At 72.2% G+C, this 20,273-nt stretch carries 19 protein-coding genes and 2 pseudogenes; 5 read left to right on the forward strand and 16 right to left on the reverse strand.

Features of this window, described 5'->3' with window-relative positions; all coding sequences use genetic code 11:
• Positions 1-68 precede the first annotated feature (68 nt).
• Positions 69-1,043 (reverse strand): aldose epimerase family protein, encoded by a 975-nt coding sequence (locus IE217_RS22545; RefSeq protein ID WP_190179726.1) that lies wholly within the window; start codon positions 1,041-1,043, stop codon positions 69-71.
• Between the two features lie 27 nt (positions 1,044-1,070).
• Complete coding sequence (locus tag IE217_RS22550) at positions 1,071-1,970, reverse strand: SGNH/GDSL hydrolase family protein (RefSeq protein WP_190179727.1); 900 nt, start codon at positions 1,968-1,970, stop codon at positions 1,071-1,073.
• 255 nt (positions 1,971-2,225) lie between these two features.
• Between IE217_RS22550 and IE217_RS22555 the strand changes: the two genes are divergently transcribed.
• Positions 2,226-2,720 carry a DUF3145 domain-containing protein gene (locus tag IE217_RS22555; RefSeq protein ID WP_189702805.1) on the forward strand — a complete coding sequence of 165 codons (495 nt, stop codon included), beginning with the start codon at positions 2,226-2,228 and terminating at the stop codon, positions 2,718-2,720.
• A 75-nt stretch (positions 2,721-2,795) separates the two neighbouring features.
• On the opposite strand, the gene IE217_RS22560 is transcribed toward IE217_RS22555, so the two are convergent.
• The 5 genes from IE217_RS22560 to fasR all read right to left on the reverse strand — a co-directional run bounded on the left by IE217_RS22560 (position 2,796) and on the right by fasR (position 7,788).
• A complete protein-coding gene (locus tag IE217_RS22560; RefSeq protein WP_190179728.1) occupies positions 2,796-4,067 on the reverse strand; it encodes a beta-ketoacyl-[acyl-carrier-protein] synthase family protein in 1,272 nt (423 codons plus the stop codon).
• Between the two features lie 106 nt (positions 4,068-4,173).
• The gene (locus tag IE217_RS22565) at positions 4,174-4,422 is read right to left on the reverse strand and encodes an acyl carrier protein (RefSeq protein WP_003989952.1); all 249 of its coding nucleotides are present in this window, start codon (positions 4,420-4,422) and stop codon (positions 4,174-4,176) included.
• A 100-nt stretch (positions 4,423-4,522) separates the two neighbouring features.
• Positions 4,523-5,554, reverse strand: coding sequence for a ketoacyl-ACP synthase III (locus tag IE217_RS22570; protein WP_190179729.1), 1,032 nt, complete (start codon positions 5,552-5,554; stop codon positions 4,523-4,525).
• Positions 5,555-5,575: 21 nt separating this feature from the next.
• Positions 5,576-6,493, reverse strand: coding sequence for an ACP S-malonyltransferase (locus IE217_RS22575; protein WP_190179730.1), 918 nt, complete (start codon positions 6,491-6,493; stop codon positions 5,576-5,578).
• Positions 6,494-6,582: 89 nt separating this feature from the next.
• Positions 6,583-7,788, reverse strand: a complete 1,206-nt coding sequence (gene fasR, locus IE217_RS22580) for a fatty acid biosynthesis transcriptional regulator FasR (RefSeq protein ID WP_190179731.1) — start codon at positions 7,786-7,788, stop codon at positions 6,583-6,585.
• A gap of 93 nt (positions 7,789-7,881) precedes the next feature.
• Here fasR and IE217_RS22585 point away from each other — a divergent pair, with 93 nt between their 5' ends.
• The gene (locus IE217_RS22585; protein WP_229865497.1) at positions 7,882-8,544 is read left to right on the forward strand and encodes a pirin family protein; all 663 of its coding nucleotides are present in this window, start codon (positions 7,882-7,884) and stop codon (positions 8,542-8,544) included.
• Between the two features lie 50 nt (positions 8,545-8,594).
• Here the strand turns inward: IE217_RS22585 and IE217_RS22590 are convergent, their stop codons facing one another.
• Genes IE217_RS22590 through IE217_RS22605 form a run of 4 tightly spaced genes read right to left on the reverse strand, consistent with a single transcriptional unit; the run spans position 8,595 to position 10,369 of the window.
• Positions 8,595-8,846: an HAD family hydrolase gene (locus IE217_RS22590; RefSeq protein ID WP_308432761.1), complete on the reverse strand. Its 252-nt coding sequence runs from the start codon at positions 8,844-8,846 to the stop codon at positions 8,595-8,597.
• Between the two features lie 57 nt (positions 8,847-8,903).
• Positions 8,904-9,035, reverse strand: a complete 132-nt coding sequence (locus IE217_RS22595) for a DUF397 domain-containing protein (RefSeq protein WP_190179733.1) — start codon at positions 9,033-9,035, stop codon at positions 8,904-8,906.
• A 26-nt stretch (positions 9,036-9,061) separates the two neighbouring features.
• On the reverse strand, positions 9,062-9,880 hold the full coding sequence (locus tag IE217_RS22600; protein WP_190179734.1) for a serine hydrolase domain-containing protein: 819 nt from the start codon (positions 9,878-9,880) through the stop codon (positions 9,062-9,064).
• A gap of 18 nt (positions 9,881-9,898) precedes the next feature.
• Positions 9,899-10,369 (reverse strand): GNAT family N-acetyltransferase, encoded by a 471-nt coding sequence (locus IE217_RS22605; RefSeq protein WP_190179735.1) that lies wholly within the window; start codon positions 10,367-10,369, stop codon positions 9,899-9,901.
• 106 nt (positions 10,370-10,475) lie between these two features.
• Here IE217_RS22605 and IE217_RS22610 point away from each other — a divergent pair, with 106 nt between their 5' ends.
• On the forward strand, positions 10,476-10,967 hold the full coding sequence (locus IE217_RS22610; protein ID WP_190179736.1) for a MerR family transcriptional regulator: 492 nt from the start codon (positions 10,476-10,478) through the stop codon (positions 10,965-10,967).
• A 50-nt stretch (positions 10,968-11,017) separates the two neighbouring features.
• On the opposite strand, the gene IE217_RS22615 is transcribed toward IE217_RS22610, so the two are convergent.
• The 3 genes and pseudogenes from IE217_RS22615 to IE217_RS22625 form a co-directional block, all read right to left on the reverse strand.
• Complete coding sequence (locus IE217_RS22615; protein WP_190179737.1) at positions 11,018-11,890, reverse strand: DUF4429 domain-containing protein; 873 nt, start codon at positions 11,888-11,890, stop codon at positions 11,018-11,020.
• A gap of 66 nt (positions 11,891-11,956) precedes the next feature.
• Positions 11,957-13,176 (reverse strand): annotated as a pseudogene (locus IE217_RS22620) (alpha/beta hydrolase).
• A 162-nt stretch (positions 13,177-13,338) separates the two neighbouring features.
• Complete coding sequence (locus tag IE217_RS22625) at positions 13,339-14,007, reverse strand: TetR family transcriptional regulator (protein ID WP_190179739.1); 669 nt, start codon at positions 14,005-14,007, stop codon at positions 13,339-13,341.
• Between the two features lie 122 nt (positions 14,008-14,129).
• Between IE217_RS22625 and IE217_RS22630 the strand changes: the two genes are divergently transcribed.
• Both IE217_RS22630 and IE217_RS34840 read left to right on the forward strand, forming a co-directional pair.
• The gene (locus IE217_RS22630) at positions 14,130-15,749 is read left to right on the forward strand and encodes an MFS transporter (RefSeq protein WP_190179740.1); all 1,620 of its coding nucleotides are present in this window, start codon (positions 14,130-14,132) and stop codon (positions 15,747-15,749) included.
• Between the two features lie 306 nt (positions 15,750-16,055).
• Positions 16,056-16,367 (forward strand): small hydrophobic protein, encoded by a 312-nt coding sequence (locus IE217_RS34840; RefSeq protein ID WP_229865499.1) that lies wholly within the window; start codon positions 16,056-16,058, stop codon positions 16,365-16,367.
• A 333-nt stretch (positions 16,368-16,700) separates the two neighbouring features.
• Here the strand turns inward: IE217_RS34840 and IE217_RS22635 are convergent.
• A pseudogene (locus tag IE217_RS22635) lies at positions 16,701-17,423 on the reverse strand (potassium channel family protein); the annotation flags it as partial.
• Positions 17,424-17,459: 36 nt separating this feature from the next.
• The gene (aceE, locus tag IE217_RS22640; RefSeq protein WP_190179741.1) at positions 17,460-20,207 is read right to left on the reverse strand and encodes a pyruvate dehydrogenase (acetyl-transferring), homodimeric type; all 2,748 of its coding nucleotides are present in this window, start codon (positions 20,205-20,207) and stop codon (positions 17,460-17,462) included.
• Positions 20,208-20,273: the final 66 nt, after the last annotated feature.

A 20,273-nucleotide genomic window follows, 5' to 3' on the forward strand; every position in this document is an offset into this window, starting at 1 on the left:
CCCCGCCGCGGAGGCCTCCGTGCGGCTGAGGACACCGGTCCTCACCCGCACGGAGGCCTTCGCACGTCTCAGCCCCGTACCGAGAAGCCGTACACGGTCTCCGAGCGGAACACCTCGCCCGGCCGCAGCTCGGTGGCCGGGAAGGCGGGGTGGTTGGGGGAGTCCGGGAAGTGCTGGGTCTCCAGCGCGACGGCGTCACCGGGCGAGAAGGGCTCACCGAGGTGATCGGCGGTGTAGAACTGCAGGCCCGGCTCGGTCGTGGCCACCGTGAGGACCCGCCCCGAGACCGGATCGCGCAGCTCGGCGACCTCCTCGGCGGCCTGGGTCACGCCCTTGTCGAGCACGAAGTTGTGGTCGTAGCCCGAGCCCGTCCGGCGGCCCTGCCGGAAGTCGAAGCGCGTCCCGGACACGTCCTCCAGGACCCCGGTCGGGATGAGGTCCGCGTCCACCGGGGTGTAGCGCGAGGCGGCCAGCCGCAGCTCGTGCCCGCGCGCGCTCCCCGACCCGCCCAGGTTCCAGTACGAGTGATTGGTCAGGTTGATCACGGTGGGCGCGTCGGTCGTCGCCTCGTAGGCGATGCGCAGGGCGCCCGACTCCTCCAGGCGGTAGGTCGCCGAGACCTCCAGCCGGCCCGGGAAGCCCTCCTCGCCGTGCGGGCTGACCCGCGTCAGCCGCACCCCGTGCTCGACGGGCACGGCGTCCCACACCCGCTTGTCGAAGCCGCGGTTGCCGCCGTGCAGCGAGTTGCGCCCCTCGTTGCGCTCCAGGGCGTACGTCCGCCCGTCCAGCGGGAAGCGGCCGCCCGCGATCCGGTTGGCGTAGCGCCCGATCAGCGCGCCGAGGAACGGCTCGGGGTGGGCCAGGTAGCCGTCCAGGTCCGGGAAGCCCAGCACCACGTCCGCCGTGCGCCCCTCGCGGTCCGGCACCTCGGCCGACTGCACGATCCCGCCGTACGTCAGCACCCGCACCCGCACCCCACCGCGCTCCAGCGTCCAGCGGTGGACCGGGGTTCCGTCGGAAAGTGTGCCGAAAAGTTCGCTCATGTGGGAAACCCTAGGGGACGGCCCGGCTCACGGGTTCTTCGCGGTCACCGTGCGGTAGGCGATCTCGGCGAGGCGGGCCTGGCCGTTGCGGCTGGGGTGGAACCAGTCCCAGTGACTGAGCTGCTCCGTGCCGAAGCGGTAGTCGAATACCGCGTTGTGGTCGAAGCGGCAGCGGCGGTCCTTGGCGCACACCTGAGCCAGCACCTCGTTGTACGCCTCCACCCGCTTCTGCACCGTGTCGCGCCGCCGGACCGCCGCGGAGTCCAGCGCGTCGGCGTCGCCCAGCATCGAGGGGCAGATGCCCAGCTTCCAGATCTGCCTGCCCAGCGGGTCGCCCCGCCCCTGCGACCACAGCCGCTTCAGGTTCGGCACACTCGCGACGTACACCTGGGTCTTGGGCAGCGCCTGACGCAGTGTTTCCATCGCCTCCTGGAACTGCGCGCGGAAGTCCGCCACCGACGTCATCGCGCCCGCCGTGGCCCGGCAGGCGTCGTTGGCGCCCGCCATCACCGTCACCAACTGCGGCTTGCGCAGCACCGCCTGCGTCACCTGTCCGGTCAGATCGGCCATCCGGGCGCCCGTCACCGCGTAGTTCCAGCTGCGCTGCGCCGCCCCGGTCACCCCGAGCAGCCGTACCGCCAGGGAGTTCACGGCGGCGTCGCTGCCGGTCGCCCACGACACCTCCGGGCAGTCCGACAGCACCGCACACGCGTCGAAGCCGCGGGTGATGGAGTCCCCGACCGCGGCGATCGAGTCCGGGCTGCGGTCCCACACCGGCGCGGCCGACGCGGACGGGCGGCCCGCTCTCTGGCCCGGATCCCGCGCGCCCGACGTGCTGTCGCCGGCGGCGTCGCAGCCGGCGACGGCCAGAACGGCCGCCACCGCCACGGCGCCGGCGGCCCGGTTGCGGTGACTTCGCTTCCGCATCCCCTGGTGTTCCCCTCGGTCGTCGTGCGGTACCCCCCTCCATGAGAACGCGCGGGAGTTCCCGCCCCCACTCGATGGCCCTCCCGGCACCCGTACAAGCGTCCCACCGGGTGAATGGGAGGCGTTTCCTTACACCGGGACGGACGGTACGTCACACTCCTTGCGCCGTCGCACGGTAGCCTCGCCATCAACGTGGCGGCCGCGCCACTTCCGTCCGCCCGCCCGCACCATGTACCGCTCTGCCCGGAGGTCCCGGTGACGACACGTGGAGTTCTGTACGTGCACTCCGCGCCGCGCGCGCTGTGCCCGCACGTCGAGTGGGCCGTCGCCGGGGTGCTCGGCACGCGCGTCGGCCTGGACTGGATCCGCCAGCCCGCCGCGCCCGGCACCTGGCGCTCGGAGTTCTCCTGGCAGGGCGAGGCCGGCACCGCCTCCAAGCTCGCCTCCGCGCTGCGCGGCTGGCACCTGCTGCGCTTCGAGGTCACCGCCGAGCCCAGCGCCGCCGCCGAGGGCGAGCGCTACAGCTGCACCCCCGACCTCGGCATCTTCCACGCCGTCACCGGCATCCACGGCGACATCCTCATCCCCGAGGACCGCCTGCGCGCCGCCCTGACCCGCTCCCAGCGCGACGAGACGGACCTGGAGGCGGAGATCGCCCGCCTCCTCGGCAAGCCCTGGGACGACGAGCTGGAGCCCTTCCGCTACGCCGGCGAGGGCGCCCCCGTCCGCTGGCTGCACCAGGTGGTCTGAGAACCGCCCGGGACACACCGACGGCGCCGGCCCGGACCCCACGAGGGGTCCGGGCCGGCGCCGTGTGCGAGGAACTCAGATCGTGCGGAAGGCCAGCACCACGTTGTGCCCGCCGAACCCGAACGAGTCGTTGAGAGCCGCGATACGGCCCTCCACGGGCAGCTTGCGGGCCTCGCCGCGCACCACGTCCGCGTTCGCCTCGGCCTCGGGGTCGATGTTCTCGACGTTGATGGTCGGCGGGGCCAACCGGTGGTACAGGGCCAGCACGGTCGCCACCGACTCCACACCGCCGGCGCCGCCGAGCAGGTGACCCGTCATCGACTTGGTCGCCGAGACCGCCATGTGGTCGGCGTCGTCGCCGAAGACCTTGCGCAGCGCCTTCAGCTCCGCCACGTCACCGGCCGGCGTGGAGGTGGCGTGCGCGTTGACGTGCACGATCTCGGCCGGGTCCAGGTCGGTGCGCTCCAGCAGGTTCTGCAGCGCGTGCGAGATGCCGCGGCCCTCGGGCTCCGGCTGCACGATGTCGTGGGCGTCGGCGGAGATGCCCTGGCCGACGGCCTCCGCGTAGACGCGGGCGCCGCGCTTGGCGGCGTGCTCGGCGGACTCCAGCACGAGCACGCCCGCGCCCTCGCCGAGGACGAAGCCGTCCCGGTCGACGTCGTAGGGCCGTGAGGCGCCCGCGGGGTTCTCGTTGTTCTTCGACATCGCCATCATGTTGCCGAACGCGGCGATCGGCAGCGGGTGGATCGCCGCCTCCGTGCCGCCGGCGACGACCACGTCGGCGCGGCCGGTGCGGATCATCTCGATGGCGTAGCCGATGGCCTCGGCGCCCGAGGCGCACGCGGAGACCGGCGTGTGCACGCCCGCACGGGCGCCCACGAGCAGGCCCACGTTGGCCGAGGGGCCGTTCGGCATCAGCATGGGGACGGTGTGCGGGGAGACACGGCGTACGCCCTTGTCCTTCAGCACGTCGTACTGGTCCAGCAGGGTCGTCACACCGCCGATGCCGGAGGCGATGACCGCGCCGAGCCGGTCGGGGTCGACGGCGCCGTCCTCACCGGCCTTGGCGGTGAAACCGGCGTCCTTCCAGGCCTCCTGGGCTGCGATCAGCGCGAACTGCGCCGAGCGGTCCAGGCGGCGGGCCTGCGGCCGCGGGATGGTCTCGGTCGGCTCCACGGCGACCGGGGCCGCGATGCGGACGGCCTGCTCGGCCGCCCAGTCCTGCTCCAGGGCCCTGACACCGGACTTGCCGGCGACCAGACCCTCCCAGGTAGAGGCTGCGTCGCCACCCAGCGGTGTGGTTGCGCCGATACCGGTGACGACCACGGTGCGATTGGTCGAGCTCACGGGAATTCTTTCTCCAACGGTTACGAGGAGGACCATCCCCGCCCGAGCGGGGAACGGCGCCACCGCCGGGTGGCGGGGCAGTCAGCCCAAGACGGTGATCGGTGGATCAGCCCTGGTGCTTGAGGATGTAGTCGGTCGCGTCGCCGACCGTCTTGAGGTTCTTGACGTCCTCGTCGGGGATCTTGACGTCGAAGCGCTCTTCGGCGGCGACGACGACCTCGACCATGGACAGCGAGTCGACGTCCAGGTCGTCGGTGAAGGACTTGTCCAGCTGGACGTCCTCGACCGGGATCCCGGCGATCTCGTTCACGATCTCGGCGAGACCGGCGACGATCTCTTCCTGAGTGGCGGCCATGTCGGCGCTCCTTCGTTGGTGTTCCAGAGGGTGTGGCGCCCGCCGCGGCAGCGGCAGGTGTTGCGTTCCCGTACCGGATGCATGATCCGGCACGGAGTGCCTAGGGGAGGGTAACGACCGTCGCGGCGTACACGAGACCCGCCCCGAAGCCGATGACGAGCGCGGTGTCGCCGCTCTTCGCCTCGCCGGTCGCCAGGAGCCGCTCCATCGCGAGCGGGATCGAGGCGGCCGAGGTGTTGCCGGTGGTGCGGATGTCACGGGCGACCGTGACGTGCTCCGGCAGTTTCAGCGTCTTCACCATCGAGTCGATGATCCGCACGTTGGCCTGGTGCGGGATGAAGACGTCCAGGTCGCCCGGGCTGATCCCGGCCGCGTCCAGCGCCTGCTGGGCGACCTTCGCCATCTCGAACACGGCCCAGCGGAAGACCGCCTGGCCCTCCTGCGTGATCGCGGGGAACTTCACGTTGCCCGCGCTGTCCAGGGGCAGCTCCGAAAGGTCGCCGGTCCGGAAGCGGTCCCACGACACGGTCTGCTTGATCGTCTGGGCCTTGTCGCCCTCCGAGCCCCACACCGTGGGGCCGATCGCCGGCTCCTGCGAGGGGCCGACCACGACCGCGCCGGCGCCGTCGCCGAACAGGAAGGCCGTGGCCCGGTCCTCCAGGTCGGTCAGGTCGCTCAGCCGCTCCACGCCGATGACCAGCACGTACTCCGCGGAGCCCTCGACGATCATGCCCTTGGCGAGGGTCAGCCCGTAGCCGAAGCCGGCGCAGCCCGCCGAGATGTCGAAGGCGGCCGCCTTGTTCGTGCCCAGCCTGTCGGCGATCTCGGTCGCCACCGCCGGGGTCTGGCTGAAGTGCGACACGGTCGAGACGACCACCGCGCCGATCTGCCCGGCGTCGATGCCGGCGTCCGCGATCGCCTTGCCGGAGGCCTCCACGGACATCGCCGCCACGGTCTCCTCCGGCGACGCCCAGTGCCGGGTCTCGATGCCGGAGCGCGACCGGATCCACTCGTCGGACGAGTCGATCTTCTCGAGGATCACCTCGTTGGGCACCACCCGCGTGGGGCGGTAGCCGCCCACACCGAGGATGCGCGCGTACGGGGCGCCCTTGCTGGGCTTGATCTTCGACATGATCGTCGGCTCCTTCGGGCGTCAGGCGTTCGCGTGGTCGGCGATGAGCTCGCGGGCCGCGTCGAGGTCGTCGGGGGTCTTCAGCGCCAGCGTCTTCACACCGGGCAGCGCGCGCTTGGCGAGTCCGGTGAGCGTGCCGCCGGGGCACACCTCGAGGAGCGCGGTCACGCCGAGCTCCTTGAAGGTCTCCATGCACAGGTCCCAGCGGACCGGGTTGGCCACCTGGCCCACCAGCCGCTCGACGACCTCGGCGCCGCTGTGCACCGCCCGGCCGTCCTTGTTGGAGACGTAGGTGACCTTCGGGTCGGACGGCTGGAGCGCCTTGGCGGCCTCGGCCAGCTTGTCGACCGCGGGGGCCATGTGGTGGGTGTGGAAGGCGCCCGCCACCTTCAGCGGCACCACCTTGCGCACGCCCTCGGGCTTGTCCTCGTTCAGCGCGGCGAGCTGCGCCATGGTGCCGGCGGCCACGATCTGGCCCGCGCCGTTGACGTTCGCCGGGGTCAGGCCCAGCTTGCGCAGGTGCTCGACGGACACCTCCGGGTCGCCGCCGAGCAGCGCCGACATGCCGGTCTCGGTGATCGCGGCGGCCTCGGCCATCGCCAGGCCCCGCCTGCGGACCAGGGTCAGGGCGGCGGTGTCGTCCAGCACGCCCGCGAAGGCGGCCGCGGTGATCTCACCCACGCTGTGGCCCGCCACGGCACCGGGTGCCACGTCACCGAGCGCCGACGCCGACAGGATCCCGGCGGCGACGAGCAGCGGCTGGGCCACGGCCGTGTCGCGGATCGCGTCCGCGTCGGCCTGCGTCCCGAAGTGGACGAGGTCCAGGCCGATGGCGTCCGACCAGGCCGCCACGCGGTCGGCGGCACCGGGCAGTTCGAGCCAGGGAGTCAGGAAGCCGGGCGTCTGGGCGCCCTGGCCGGGAGCGACGAGTACGAGCACTCTCACACTCTCTCTTGGGGACGGGCACGGCCGCCCGTGGGGACAGGGACGAAGAACACGGAGGGGTTTTGTGGACCCCCGACAAAAGCCTAGGCCTGAGGATCTCCATCGGCCAGACGCCCCAGGATCAGCGCGATCCTCAGTGTGAACGCGGATCGTACATCGGAAGGCGACCATCCGGTGACGTCAGTCACACGTCGGAGCCGGTAGCGCACGGTGTTCGGGTGAACGAAGAGCATTCTGGCCGCGCCTTCCAGACTGCTCGCCTGCTCCAGATAAACACTCAAGGTTTCCAGGAGCGCGGAGCCGGCCTCCTCCAGCGGTCTGTAGATCTCCTCTACCAACTGCTCCCGCGCGCCCGGATCCCCGGCGATCGCGCGCTCCGGCAGCAGATCGTCCGCCAGCACCGGTCGCGGGGCGTCCTGCCAGGCGAAACACGCCTTCAGGCCGGCCGCGGCGGCCTGCGCGGAGCGGGTCGCGGCCAGCAGGTCCGGCACGATGGGCCCGGCCACCACCGGCCCGGCCGCGTACGGCCCGATCAGCGACTTGGCCACCGCCAGCGGGTTGTCGCTGCCGCCCGCGATCACCACCAGCCGGTCCCCGAGCACCCCGGTGAGCACCTGGAGCTTGGCGTGCCGGGCGGCCCGCCGGATCGCCTCCACCGTCAACTCCGAGTCACCGTCGGGCGCGGTCCCGAGCACCACGCACACGTGCTCCGGCGAGTTCCAGCCGAGCGCCGCCGCCCGCGACACCGCGCCCTCGTCGGCCTCCCCGCTGAGCACGGCGTTCACCACCAGCGACTCCAGCCGCGCGTCCCAGGCACCGCGTGCCTCGGCGGCCTGGGCGTAGACCTGCGCCGTGGCGAAGGCGATCTCCCGGGCGTACACCAGCAGCGCCTCGCGCAGCACGCTCTCGTCGCCCGGCGCCGCGACCTCGTCGATCGCGGACTCCATGACCTCGATCGTGGTGCGCACCATCTCCACGGTCTGCCGCAGCGTGATCGCCCGGGTCAGCTCGCGCGGTGCGGTACCGAACACGTCGGTGGAGATCGCCTGCGGGGCGTCCGGGTGCCGGAACCACTCGGTGAACGCGGCGATGCCCGCCTGGGCGACGAGCCCGATCCAGGAACGGTTCTCCGGGGGCATGGCCCGGTACCACGGCAGCGTCTCGTCCATCCGCGCGATGGCCTGGGCGGCCAGCGACCCGGAGGACTTCTCCAGCCGTTTCAGGGTCGCGGCGTGCGGATGGGCGGGCCGAGCGGCGGCTTCGGACGTGTGGGATTCGGGTTCGGGCACGGGACAAGACTGCCTTATCCGGACTCCAGTGCGTGCCGCCGGGTCACAGGTGGGGCCTCAGCGGCCCGCCCGCCGGGGTCTACGGTGTCCTGTGTGACCACGGACGTACGGCGCGCGGCGGAGCGCTACCAGGGCGGCGACCCGGCCGCCGGGATCACCACCCGGCACGCCTTCTCCTTCGGCCCGCACTACGACCCCGGCAACCTCCGCTTCGGCGCCCTGATCGCCTGCAACGAGGAGCGCCTGGCCCCCGGCGCCGGCTTCGGCGAGCACCCGCACAGCCACACCGAGATCGTCACCTGGGTCGTCGAGGGCGAGCTGACCCACCGCGACTCCGCCGGCCACGAGACGGTCGTCCGCCCCGGCGACGTGCAGCACCTGAGCTCGGCGGCCGGCGTCCGCCACGTCGAACGCAACGACACCGACGCCCCCCTGACGTTCGTCCAGATGTGGCTGGCCCCCCTTCAGCCCGGCGGCGACCCCCGCTACGAGATCGTCCACGGCATCGCCGACGCCACCCCGTACGCCGTCCCCGAGGCCGCCGCCATGCTCCACGTCCGCCGCCTGACACCCGGCGAACGCACCGCGATCCCGGACGCGCCCCACGTCTACCTCCACGTGGTACGCGGCGAAGTCACCCTCTCCGAAACCCACTTGACCCCAGGCGACGCGGCCCGCCTCACGAACACCGAGGATGCGGAGGCGGTGGCGGTGACGGCCGCGGAACTCCTGGTGTGGGAGATGACGGCGGCCTGAACGACCCGGCGCGACCCCCGAGTGGCCGGACTGGTTCAGCCCGCGGACGTTCAGCGCCCTTCAGCGTTGAACTCGGCGATCCTCTCCGCCAGTTCCGCGAGCGAGTCGATACGCATCGTCGTGATCGCGTCCGCGTCCGGGTCGCGCCGCTGGATCGTGCCCCAGGGGCCGCGCCGGATCAGGGCGGTCAGAAGCCCGGCCCGCACGGCCGGGCGGATGTCGTTGTCGAGCCGGTCACCGACGTACAGGATCTCTCCCGGCTCGGCGGGCGTCGCCTCGATGACGTGCTCGAAGAACCTCACGTCGGGCCTCGACGCCCCCCAGTCACAGTGCGAATCCCGTTCGAGCAGGCCCGTCGACTACCGCAGGCCGTCGACGAACGCCTGCAAGGCCCCCGCGCCGATCGTGACCACGGGACCGGCCGGGTCCTTGCCGTCGCGCACCGGCACGGCGCCGGAATCAACGTTCCTCAGTGCTGTGCGGGGCCGCATGGCGTTCCTCCTTGCCGCCAGGGGTGTCAGCGGATTTCCGCCAGTACCGCGTCCGTGAAGGCCGGCCACGCCTCGACGGCCCACGGGCCGAAGGCGCGGTCCGTCAGGGCGACGCAGGCCGCGCCCGCGGCCGGGTCGGTCCACAGGAACGTGCCGGACTGGCCGAAGTGGCCGAAGGTGCGGGGGGAGGAGGAAGCGCCCGTCCAGTGGGGGGACTTGGAGTCGCGGATCTCGAAGCCGAGGCCCCAGTCGTTGGGGTTCTGGTGGCCGTAGCCGGGCAGGACGCCCTTCGTGCCCGGGTACTGGACCGTCATCGCCTCGGCGACCGTGCGCGGGTCCAGCAGGCGGGGCGCCTGGATCTCGGCGGCGAAGCGGAGGAGGTCCTCGACCGTGGAGGCGCCGTCCTTGGCGGGGGAGCCGTCCAGGGACGTGCTCGTCATGCCCAGCGGCTCCAGCACCGCCTGGCGCAGGTACTGCGCGAACGGGATGTCCGTGGCCTTGGCCACATGGTCGCCCAGGACCTCGAAACCGGCGTTGGAGTACAGCCGGCGCTCGCCGGGCGGGGCCGTCACCCGGTGCTCGTCGAAGGCCAGGCCCGAGGTGTGGGCCAGCAGGTGGCGGACGGTGGCGCCGGGCGGGCCGGCCGGCTCGTCCAGCTCGACCGCGCCCTCCTCGTAGGCGACGAGCACCGCGTAGGCCGCCAGCGGCTTGGTGACCGAGGCGAGCGGGAAGCGGTGGCCGGCCGGGCCGTGGGTGCCCAGTACCGTGCCGTCCGCGCGGACCACGCCCGCCGCGGCGGTGGGGACGGGCCAGTTCTCGATCGAGGCCAGGCTGTGCAGCGACATGGCACCGAGCCTAAGCGGTCACAGCCACAGCTCCAGCAACGGGTCGGGCTTGGGGCGGAAGCCCAGGGAGGTGTAGAGCGGCCGGCCCTGCGCGGACGTGGTGAGCTGCACGCGGTCGGCGCCGCGCTCGCGGAACCACTCCAGCAGCGCGTCCATGCACGCGCGCGCGTACCCGCGCCGGCGGGTGCCGGGGTCGGTGGCGACGCTGAAGACGTAGCCGACCGTGCCCAGCGGGTTGCCGGCCCGGCCGATGCGGTAGTCGAGCGTGCCCGCCACCAGCGCGGCCAGCGCCCCCGGCCGCTCCGGGTGGTCCACGACGAACGCCGCGAAGGTGCCGTCGGCCTCGGCGAGCCTGGCCCGCAGCGTCGGCAGGGACCGCGCGTGCCAGTCCGTGGAGCCGTCGGCCGTGGCCATCGAGTCGATCATCACCTGGCGAAGCCGCAGCACCTCACCGGCGTCCTCGGGCACGGCACGTCGTACGAGACTCATGGCGCGCAGGCTAGCCAGCGCGCCCCGGCGGCGTCGCGCGTTTTTCTTACCGGCTCACCGGATTCCGCTTGCTTGGAGTGCACTCCAAGGCCATAGCGTTAAGGCCATGACGGTGACGCAGACCACGGCCGTGGCCACCGAGGAGACCGAAGCGACCGGCGCGACCGACATCTGCTCCGCCCCGCCGCGGCGCCACCCGCGCCCCGACGGGCAGGACAGCTACACGATCAGCGAGGTCGTCGCCTTCACCGGGCTCACCGCGCACACGCTGCGCTGGTACGAGCGGATCGGGCTGATGGCCCACGTCGACCGCTCGCACACCGGCCAGCGCCGCTACACCAACCGCGACCTGGACTGGCTCGACCTCGTCGGCAAGCTCCGGCTGACCGGCATGCCGGTGGCCGACATGGTGCGGTACGCGGAGCTGGTGCGCGCGGGCGAGAGCACGTACGGCGAGCGGTACGAGCTGCTGGAGGCGACCCGCCGGGACGTCCTGGCCCGCATCGACGAGCTCCGGGACACCCTCGCCGTCCTGGACTACAAGATCGGCATCTACGCGAACGCCGGCCGCCGGTACGAGACGAGCCGCGCCCGCTGACCCGCGCCCGCCGGCCGGTGCCCGGTCCGCGCCCGCTGGCCCGCGCCCGCTCACAGCTCGGCCAGGAGCTCCGCCTTCTTCACCGAGAACTCCTCGTCCGTGACCAGGCCCGCCTGGTGGAGTTCGCCGAGGTGGCGGATGCGGTCGGCGATGTCGGCCGGGTCGCGGCGCGGCGCCGGGACCGGCGCCGGGGTCGCCGGGCCCGCGGCCCGCACCGCGGCCAGCACGGCGGCCGCGAACGGCAGCGACTCGTGCACCGGTCCGTACCCGAGCCCGAACACCACCGCGGCCGGATCCTGGTCCGGCTGCGGCGGCCGGGACCGGTCGGCGGCGCCCTGCGAGCCGCCCGCCTCGCGGGGCAGCAGCCGCAGGTGGCCCTCGAGGATCTCCGGCGAGCGCCACTCCACCCCGCCGAGCCCGGCCACGGGGAAGCTCTGGTCGCCGGCCTTCCACTTGGCCGAGGACGCGCCGGTCCACGACCAGCGGAACCGCACCGCGCTGCCGTCGAAGGACGCCTTCCCGTCGTACGCCTTGAACTGCAGCGGCGGCTCGGGCGGCGCCACCAGGTGGCGTTCGGCCGGGCCGGCGTCCGTGAGCCGTGCGCGCAGCTCGTCGGCGTAGTACTCGGCCAGGGTCGCGCGCTCGGCGGGCACGACCAGGCGGTAGGGGTCGCAGCCCTCCTTGAGCTGGCCGTCGGCCGCGTCCATCAGCGGGTCGGCGCCCGGTCTGGGCTCGGCCCGCAGGACCACGGTCCCGCGCCGGCCGGGGGTGAGCGTCACGCTCGCGAGGGCGGTCAGCGGGACCCGGCGTTCGCCGAGCGTCTGGAAGAGCTTCGGTGTCCGTATCCCCCGTTCGTAGCGGATGAGCACGGAATCGGACGCGAACTCCCAGGCAGCGTGAAATCCGGTCAGTACGTCACCCATGCGGCTCATCGTAGGCGGCACGAGCTGCTTCGTCCCTCCCCGCGCGGACCGCACTTCCTGCTGTCTCTACGCGCGTCCGGCCTTCATCGTGCGGGCAGATCCGCCCGGCACCCGTCGTCGTCGTGGGCGCAGCGCACCGAGTCGTAGGCGCCGACGCCGATCCGCGCGAAGTTGGCCAGGCTGTCGGTGCCCGGCTCGAAGTAGCCCGCGTGGCCCTTCGCGCCCCGGGCCGACAGCACGCGCGCGCCGAACGCCGAGGAGACCGGGTCGGCGCCGTGGCCGAGCCCGCCGAGCTCGAGGTAGGGCACGTCCTGGATCCAGTCGGTGGCGTCCCGCATCGCCCACACGTTCGCGGAGGTGTGCAGGTGGGAGGCCTCGCGCACGCGCATGCCCGGGCTCGCGGCCACCGCTATGTCGAAGACCCGGCCGGGCAGCGAGCGCGCGGCCACCCCGCACAGCACCGAGCCGTAGCTGTGGCAGAACAGCGAGATGGGGGAGCGGCCGGGCAGCCCGCGCAGCAGCGCGTTCAGCCGGACGGCGCCCTCCTCGGCGCGCATCGCGGTGGCCGCGTCGACGCCGAGCCCGCTGGGCGCGGTGTAGTCGGCCCAGGCGATCACGGCCGTACGGACGCCGGGCTTCGCGGTGCGCTCCGCCGCGTACAGCGACTTCGCCATGCCGTACGGCGCCGAGTAGGGGCGGTAGCTCTTCTCGAAGGTGAGCAGGTCGGTGTCGACGCCGGGGACGACGACGGAGATCCGCCCGGCCCTCGGCAGGTCGCCGAAGACCTCGGCGATCCGGCCCGAGCCCTCGGGGTCGAAGGCGAGGATCTGGCGGTCCCCGGCCATCAGCGTGGTGAAGCGGTGCATGCGGCGGCCCGCGTCCTGCTGCCCGGCCGGGGTGAGCCGGGGGTCGTGCATGCGCTTGAGCTCGGCCTCGCGGGCCTGGCCGAGCGCGACGCGGTTGGCCTCGTAGCGCAGGGGGACGGGGGCGCCGTTCATGTTGCCGACCGCGAGCGGGTAGCGGTGGGCGAGGCGGGCGCGGTCCTGCGCCGTCAGCGAGGCGAAGAAGCGGGTCAGCCGGGCGGGAGCGGCGTCCGCGTCGGGCAGCCGGTGGCCGTGCAGCCGGCCGTGGTCCCAGGCGGACAGGGAGGTCTGGAGGGCGGTGGACCCGCGGTGGCTGCGCACGGCCGTCCAGCCGGTGGTCGCCAGCATCACGAAGACCACGGCCAGCGCGAGCAGCGCGCGCCAGACGTTGAGCTGCGGGGAGGAGGTTTCGAAGGAAGTCACTGGGAGGACACACTAGGAGAACGAGAGGGTCTCGCGTTAACCGAGTGACAGGGATCACGTTTCAATCCCTGTGACGGGGGCCTCAGTCCGCACGCCTGTTCAAGATCGGTCAGCCGTACGCCAGTTCAGCACCCGCCGGCGCGGCCGTCCCGCCGCCCCTGCTCAGGACCCCGCGCTCGTACGCCAGTTCCCGGTCAGCGCCGGACCCACCTGGTCGAGGTGGGCGGCCGTGAGGGCGCGGATCGCCTCCGGGCTGAAGTCCTCGCCCGTGCTCCACTGACGGCCCGTCACCCGCATCACCGCGCCGAAGACGGCGACCGCCAGCCGGGGCCGCGGATCGGTGTCCACGTCCAGGCCCTCGCGCGCGGCGAGCAGGCGGGCGATCTCCTCCTCGGTCTCCGCCGAGCGGCGCAGGTGCGCGGCCAGCAGCACGGGCGTCGACTCGATCAGCCGGAACATCCGCAGGTACAGCTCGACCGGCACCACCGAGGCGACCGCCTCGTTGATCGTGTCCCAGCCGTCCAGCACCGCCCGGCGCAGCGCCTCCAGCGGGGCCTCCCCGGGCGGGCGGCCGCGCAGGGAGCGTACGAAGTGCTCCTCGACCATCTCCTGGACGGCGAGGGCGACGTCCTCCTTGCCGGCGAAGTAGCGGAAGAAGGTGCGCTGCGAGACGTCGACGGCCTCGGCGATCTCGTCGACCGTGGTGCGCTCGTAACCCTGGGTGGTGAACAGCTCGAGCGCGGCCCGCAGCAGGGCGTCCCGGGTGCGCCGCTTCTTGCGCTCACGCAGACCCGGCCGCGGCACCGCCTCGGCGGCTCCCGCCGTCTCCATCAACTTCCCGGACCTCTTTCGTGCGGGGTTCGCCCAGTTCAGACTATAGGGACATGACGCGTCAGTTACCGACTAGTGAATCGGTTTGTCGTTTGTCAGTAGCTGACATTAGCCTCGAAGGTATGACTAGTCAGACCACCATCGACACGACCGGGCCGGGGGACAAGGCCTCAGGAGCCCCGTCGGACCCCGCACCCTCCGGCGGGCTGCGCGGCCATCCGTGGTTCACCCTGATCACCGTCGCCGTGGGCGTCATGATGGTGGCCCTGGACGGCACCATCGTGGCCATCGCCAACCCGGCCATCCAGAAGGACCTCGGCGCGAGCTTCGCCGACGTCCAGTGGATCACCAACGGCTACTTCCTCGCCCTCGCGGTCTCCCTGATCACCGCGGGCAAGCTCGGTGACCGCTTCGGGCACCGGCAGACCTTCCTCATCGGCGTGACCGGCTTCGCCGCCGCCTCCGGCGCCATCGGCCTGTCCCACAGCATCGCCGCGGTCGTCACCTTCCGCGTCTTCCAGGGCGTGTTCGGCGCGCTGCTGATGCCGGCCGCGCTCGGCCTGCTGCGGGCCACCTTCCCGGCCGAGAAGCTCAACATGGCCATCGGCATCTGGGGCATGGTCATCGGCGCCTCCACCGCGGGCGGCCCGATCCTCGGCGGCGTGCTCGTCGAGCACGTCAACTGGCAGTCGGTGTTCTTCATCAACGTGCCGGTCGGTGTCCTCGCCCTCGTCCTCGGCCTGCTGATCCTCACCGACCACCGCGCCGAGAACGCGCCGCGCTCCTTCGACGTCCTCGGCATAGTCCTGCTGTCCGGCGCGATGTTCTGCCTGGTGTGGGCCCTGATCAAGGCGCCGTCCTGGGGCTGGGGCGACGGCAGGACCTGGACGTTCATCGCCGCCTCCCTGCTCGGCTTCGCGCTCTTCGCCTTCTGGGAGACCAAGGTCCGCGAGCCGCTGATCCCGCTCGGCCTGTTCCGCTCCGTCCCGCTGTCCGCGGGCGTGGTGCTGATGGTCCTGATGGCCATCGCCTTCATGGGCGGCCTGTTCTTCGTCACCTTCTACCTGCAGAACGTGCACGGGATGAGCCCGATCGACGCCGGCCTGCACCTGCTGCCGCTCACCGGCATGATGATCGTCGGCTCCCCGCTCGCGGGCGCCATGATCACCAAGTTCGGCCCGCGCATCCCGCTGGCCGGCGGCATGCTCGCCACCGCGATCGCCATGTACGGCATGTCCACCCTCAAGGCGGGCACGGGCAGCCTCACCATGTCCATCTGGTTCGCCCTGCTCGGCCTCGGCCTCGCGCCCGTCATGGTCGGCGCCACCGAGGTCATCGTCGGCAACGCCCCGCTGGAGCTGTCCGGCGTGGCCGGCGGTCTCCAGCAGGCCGCCATGCAGATCGGCGGCAGCCTCGGTACGGCCGTGCTGGGCGCCGTGATGGCCTCCAAGGTCGACCACGACCTGGCCGGCAACTGGAAGGACGCGGGACTCCCGCCGCTCAGCCAGGCCCAGCTGGACCAGGCCTCCGAGGCGGTCCAGGTCGGCGTGGCCCCGGTGCCGAAGGGCACGCCCGAGGCGTTCGCCGCGAAGATCACCTCCGTCGCGCACGACACCTTCATCTCCGGCATGAGCCTGGCCTCGCTGGTCGCCGCCGGGGTGGCCGCCGTGGCCGTCCTGGTCGCGCTGCTCACCAAGCGCGGGCAGAACGCGGACGCCGGCGCGGGCGTCGGCCACATCTGACCGGCGCGGTTTCGCCCATCAGGGTGACGCGGCCGGGGATCTCTCGCCCCGGCGCGCGCCCCGGGGTCACAGTGGGTCACGTCCTCCGCAGGGGACGGAGGACGTGCACGCTGCGGCGCGCTGCCGGAGGGGGGCAGCGCGCAGGCAGCGGACCCGGCCCGGGACATGTCCGGTACGGCTCCTCGGATACGGCCCGAAGGCCCGGCCGATACGGCCCGCAGGTCCGGGAATTGACGTCCGCAACCGGGGTACCCGCGTACACGAACCCCGACAGAACCCCAACTCGACACAGGGTTCAAGGAGTTGATGATGGCGGGCTTCGGACAAGGTACGCGCCGACACCCTGGTTCACGTGGCCGGACGTGGTCATGGAACCGGCCGGACAGCGCGACGCTCGGAATCATCGGAACCATCTGCGCGATCGCCGGATTCTTCGTGCTGGGCATCATCCTCGGCCCGGTGGCGGTCGTCTGCGGCTGGCTCGCGATGGGCCGCAGCTGGGCGGGCGCCAACCGCTCGGTCCCGGCCCTGGTCGCCCTCGTACTGGGCGCCATCGACACGCTCCTGGCCGTCATCTGGCTGGCAGGAGCGGCAACCTGGGGCAACGGCGTGTTCTGACCCCGGGCGGTGCGGGAAAGGGCCTCCGGCGCTCGGCCGGGGGCCCTTCTCGGCACCCACCACGCGGGACGCCGGCGCACCGTCGCCCGGCGCCCCCGCGCCCGGCGCCCCCGCGCCCGGCGCCCCCGCGCCCGGCGCCCTCGCGCCCGGCGCCCTCGCGCTCAGCGCCCTCGCGCCCGGCGCCCTCGCGCTCAGCGCCCTCGCGCCCGGCGCCCTCGCGCCCGGCGCACTCGCGCTCAGCGCACTCGCGCTCAGCGCACTCGCGCTCAGCGCACTCGCGCTCAGCGCACTCGCGCTCAGCGCACTCGCGCTCAGCGCACTCGCGCTCAGCGCACTCGCGCTCAGCGCGCCGACCTCCGCGCGCAGCCGGCGCACCTCCTCGGTCAGCAGCTCGATGGCCTCGGTCTGCCGCCGCTCCTCCACGTCGTCCCGCTCGAACCGGGCGATGAACCACGCGGCGATGTTCGCGGTCACCACACCGAGCAGCGCGATGCCCGACAGCATCAGACCGACGGCGAGCATCCGCCCGAGCCCGGTGGTCGGCGCGTGGTCGCCGTACCCCACGGTGGTTATCGTGGTGAACGACCACCACACCGCGTCACCCAGTGTCCTGATGTTCCCGTGGGGCGAGTCGCGCTCCACCGACAGCACGGCCAGCGAGCCGAACATCAGCAGTCCGACCACCGCGCCGGCGACGTACGTCGTCAGCCGGATCTGCTCGGCCATCCGCGCCCGCCGGCCCACCAGCATCAGCGTGGACACCAGCCGCAGCAGCCGCAGCGGCTGGAGGATGGGCAGCACCACCGCGCACAGGTCCATCCAGTGCGTACGGACGAACTCCCGGCGCCCGTGGGCGAGTCCGAGCCTCATGAGGTAGTCGGCCGCGAACGCGCCCCACACCACCCACTCCACCACCGTGCACCCGAGGGTCAGGGACGGGCCGGCGGAGCTGTTCACGATCGGCACGGCGTACGCGGCGGCGAAGGCGAGCGCGAGCAGCAGCAAGGGCCGCTGCGTCCGCCGTTCCCACCGCGTCTGTGCCGGAAGTTCCTCCATGTCCGCATCGTAGGGAGTGGGCAGGCCGGAGGAGCCCTAGGCGTCGCCGCCCGCGACCCCGGGGTCCGCCGCCGCCACGTCGAGGAGCTGGTAGCGGTCGATGGCCTGCTTGAGCACCGAGCGATCGAGGCGGCCCTCGCGGGCCAGCTCGGTCAGCACGGCCACCACGATCGACTGCGCGTCGATGTGGAAGAACCGCCGCGCCGCGCCCCGGGTGTCGGCGAAGCCGAAGCCGTCCGCGCCCAGCGACTGGTACGTGCCCGGTACCCAGCGCGCGATCTGGTCCGGCACCGAGCGCATCCAGTCGGAGACGGCCACGAACGGCCCCTCCGCCCCGCTCAGCTTGCGCGTCACCCACGGCACCCGCTGCTCCTCCTCCGGGTGCAGCAGGTTGTGCTGCTCGCAGTCCACGGCCTCGCGCCGCAGCTCGTTCCAGGAGGTCGCCGACCAGACGTCCGCCTTGACGTTCCAGTCCGCGGCGAGGATCTTCTGCGCCTCCAGCGCCCACGGCACCGCCACGCCCGAGGCCATGATCTGCGCCGGGATCTCGCCCGCGCCGCCCGCGGAGATCCGGTGCACGCCCTTGAGGATGCCCTCGACGTCCACGTCCGCCGGCTCGGCCGGCTGCTGGATGGGCTCGTTGTAGACGGTGAGGTAGTAGAAGACGTCCTCGCCGTGCGGGTGCTGCTCGTCGCCGCCGTACATCCGGCGCAGGCCGTCCTGCACGATGTGCGCGATCTCGTAGCCGTACGCCGGGTCGTAGGCGACGCACGCCGGGTTGGTCGAGGCCAGCAGCTGCGAGTGGCCGTCCGCGTGCTGCAGACCCTCACCGGTCAGGGTCGTGCGTCCGGCGGTCGCGCCCAGTACGAACCCGCGCGCCAGCTGGTCGGCCATCTGCCAGAACTGGTCGCCGGTGCGCTGGAAGCCGAACATCGAGTAGAAGACGTACACCGGGATCAGCGGCTCGCCGTGCGTGGCGTAGGCCGAGCCGGCGGCGATCGCCGACGCGGTGCAGCCCGCCTCGGAGATGCCGTCGTGCAGCATCTGGCCGGTGGGCGACTCCTTGTAGGCGAGCAGCAGATCGCGGTCGACGGACTCGTACTGCTGGCCCAGCGGGTTGTAGATCTTCGCGCTCGGGAAGAAGGAGTCCATGCCGAAGGTGCGGTACTCGTCGGGCGCGATCAGCACGAAGCGCTTGCCGAGCTCCTTGTCCCGCATGAGGTCCTTCAGGAGCCGTACGAAGGCCATGGTGGTCGCGATGGACTGCTGGCCCGAGCCCTTCTTCACGGACGCGTACGTCTTGTCGTCCGGCAGCGCGAGCGGCTTGGCGCGCACGATCCGGGTCGGCACGTAGCCACCGCAGCCCTTGCGGCGGTCGTGCATGTACTGGATCTCCTCCGAGTCGCGGCCCGGGTGGTAGTACGGCGGGGCGCCGGACTCCAGCTCCTTGTCGCTGATCGGCAGGTGCAGGCGGTCGCGGAAGCGCTTGAGGTCCTCGACCGTCAGCTTCTTCATCTGGTGGGTCGCGTTGCGGCCCTCGAAGTTCGGGCCGAGCGTCCAGCCCTTGACGGTCTTGGCCAGGATCACCGTCGGCTGGCCCTTGTGCTCCACGGCCGCCTTGAACGCCGCGTAGATCTTGCGGTGGTCGTGACCGCCGCGGCCCAGCATCAGGATCTGGTGGTCGGTCATGTTCTCGACCATCGCGCGCAGCCGGTGGTCGTCGCCGAAGAAGTGCTCGCGGATGTACGCGCCCGACTCTGTGGCGTACGTCTGGAACTGGCCGTCCGGCGTGGTGTTCATCTTGTTGACCAGCACGCCGTCGCGGTCCTGGGCGAGCAGCGGGTCCCAGGAGCGGTCCCAGATCAGCTTGATCACGTTCCAGCCGGCGCCGCGGAAGACCGACTCCAGCTCCTGGATGATCTTGCCGTTGCCGCGCACCGGGCCGTCCAGGCGCTGGAGGTTGCAGTTGACCACGAAGGTCAGGTTGTCCAGGCCTTCGCGGGCGGCGATGGACAGCTGGCCCAGCGACTCCGGCTCGTCCATCTCGCCGTCGCCGAGGAAGGCCCACACGTGCGAGTCGGAGGTGTCCGCGAGGCCGCGCGCCTGCATGTACCGGTTCATCCGGGCCTGGTAGATCGCGCCGATCGGGCCGAGGCCCATGGAGACGGTCGGGAACTCCCAGAAGTCCGGCATCGAGCGCGGGTGCGGGTAGCTGGAGAGGGCGTACGGCGCCTTGGACTTCTCCTGGCGGAAGCCGTCCAGGTGGCGCTCGGTGAGCCGGTCCAGCAGGTACGCGCGCGCGTAGATGCCCGGTGAGGCGTGGCCCTGGAAGAAGACCTGGTCGCCGCCGCGGCCGTCGTCCTTGCCGCGGAAGAAGTGGTTGAAGCCCACGTCGTAGAGCGAGGCGGAGGAGGCGAAGGTGGCGATGTGGCCGCCGACCCCGATGCCCGGGCGCTGGGCGCGGGAGACCATCACCGCGGCGTTCCAGCGGGTGGCGTTGAGGATCCGGCGCTCGATCTCCTCGTTGCCGGGGAAGAAGGGCTCGCTCTTGGTCGGGATCGTGTTGACGTAGTCCGTGCTGCGCATCTCCGGGACGGCCACGCGCTTCTCCCGTGCGCGTTCGATCAGCCGGAGCATGAGGTAGCGGGCCCGTTCCCGGCCCCGCTCGTCGACGGCCGCGTCGAGCGAGTCCAGCCACTCCTGGGTCTCTTCGGGATCGAAGTCAGGAACCTGACTCGGAAGGCCGCCAATGATGATCGGGTTTCGATCGGATCCGGAAGCCACGCTGTTCCTTACCTGTCAGAGGACGACATTTTTGAGCTATGCCCGGGATCCTCCCGGGTTTTCGGT

Origin of the sequence: Streptomyces naganishii JCM 4654 (assembly GCF_014650575.1) — a bacterium.
GTDB classification, from domain to species: Bacteria; Actinomycetota; Actinomycetes; order Streptomycetales; family Streptomycetaceae; genus Streptomyces; species Streptomyces naganishii.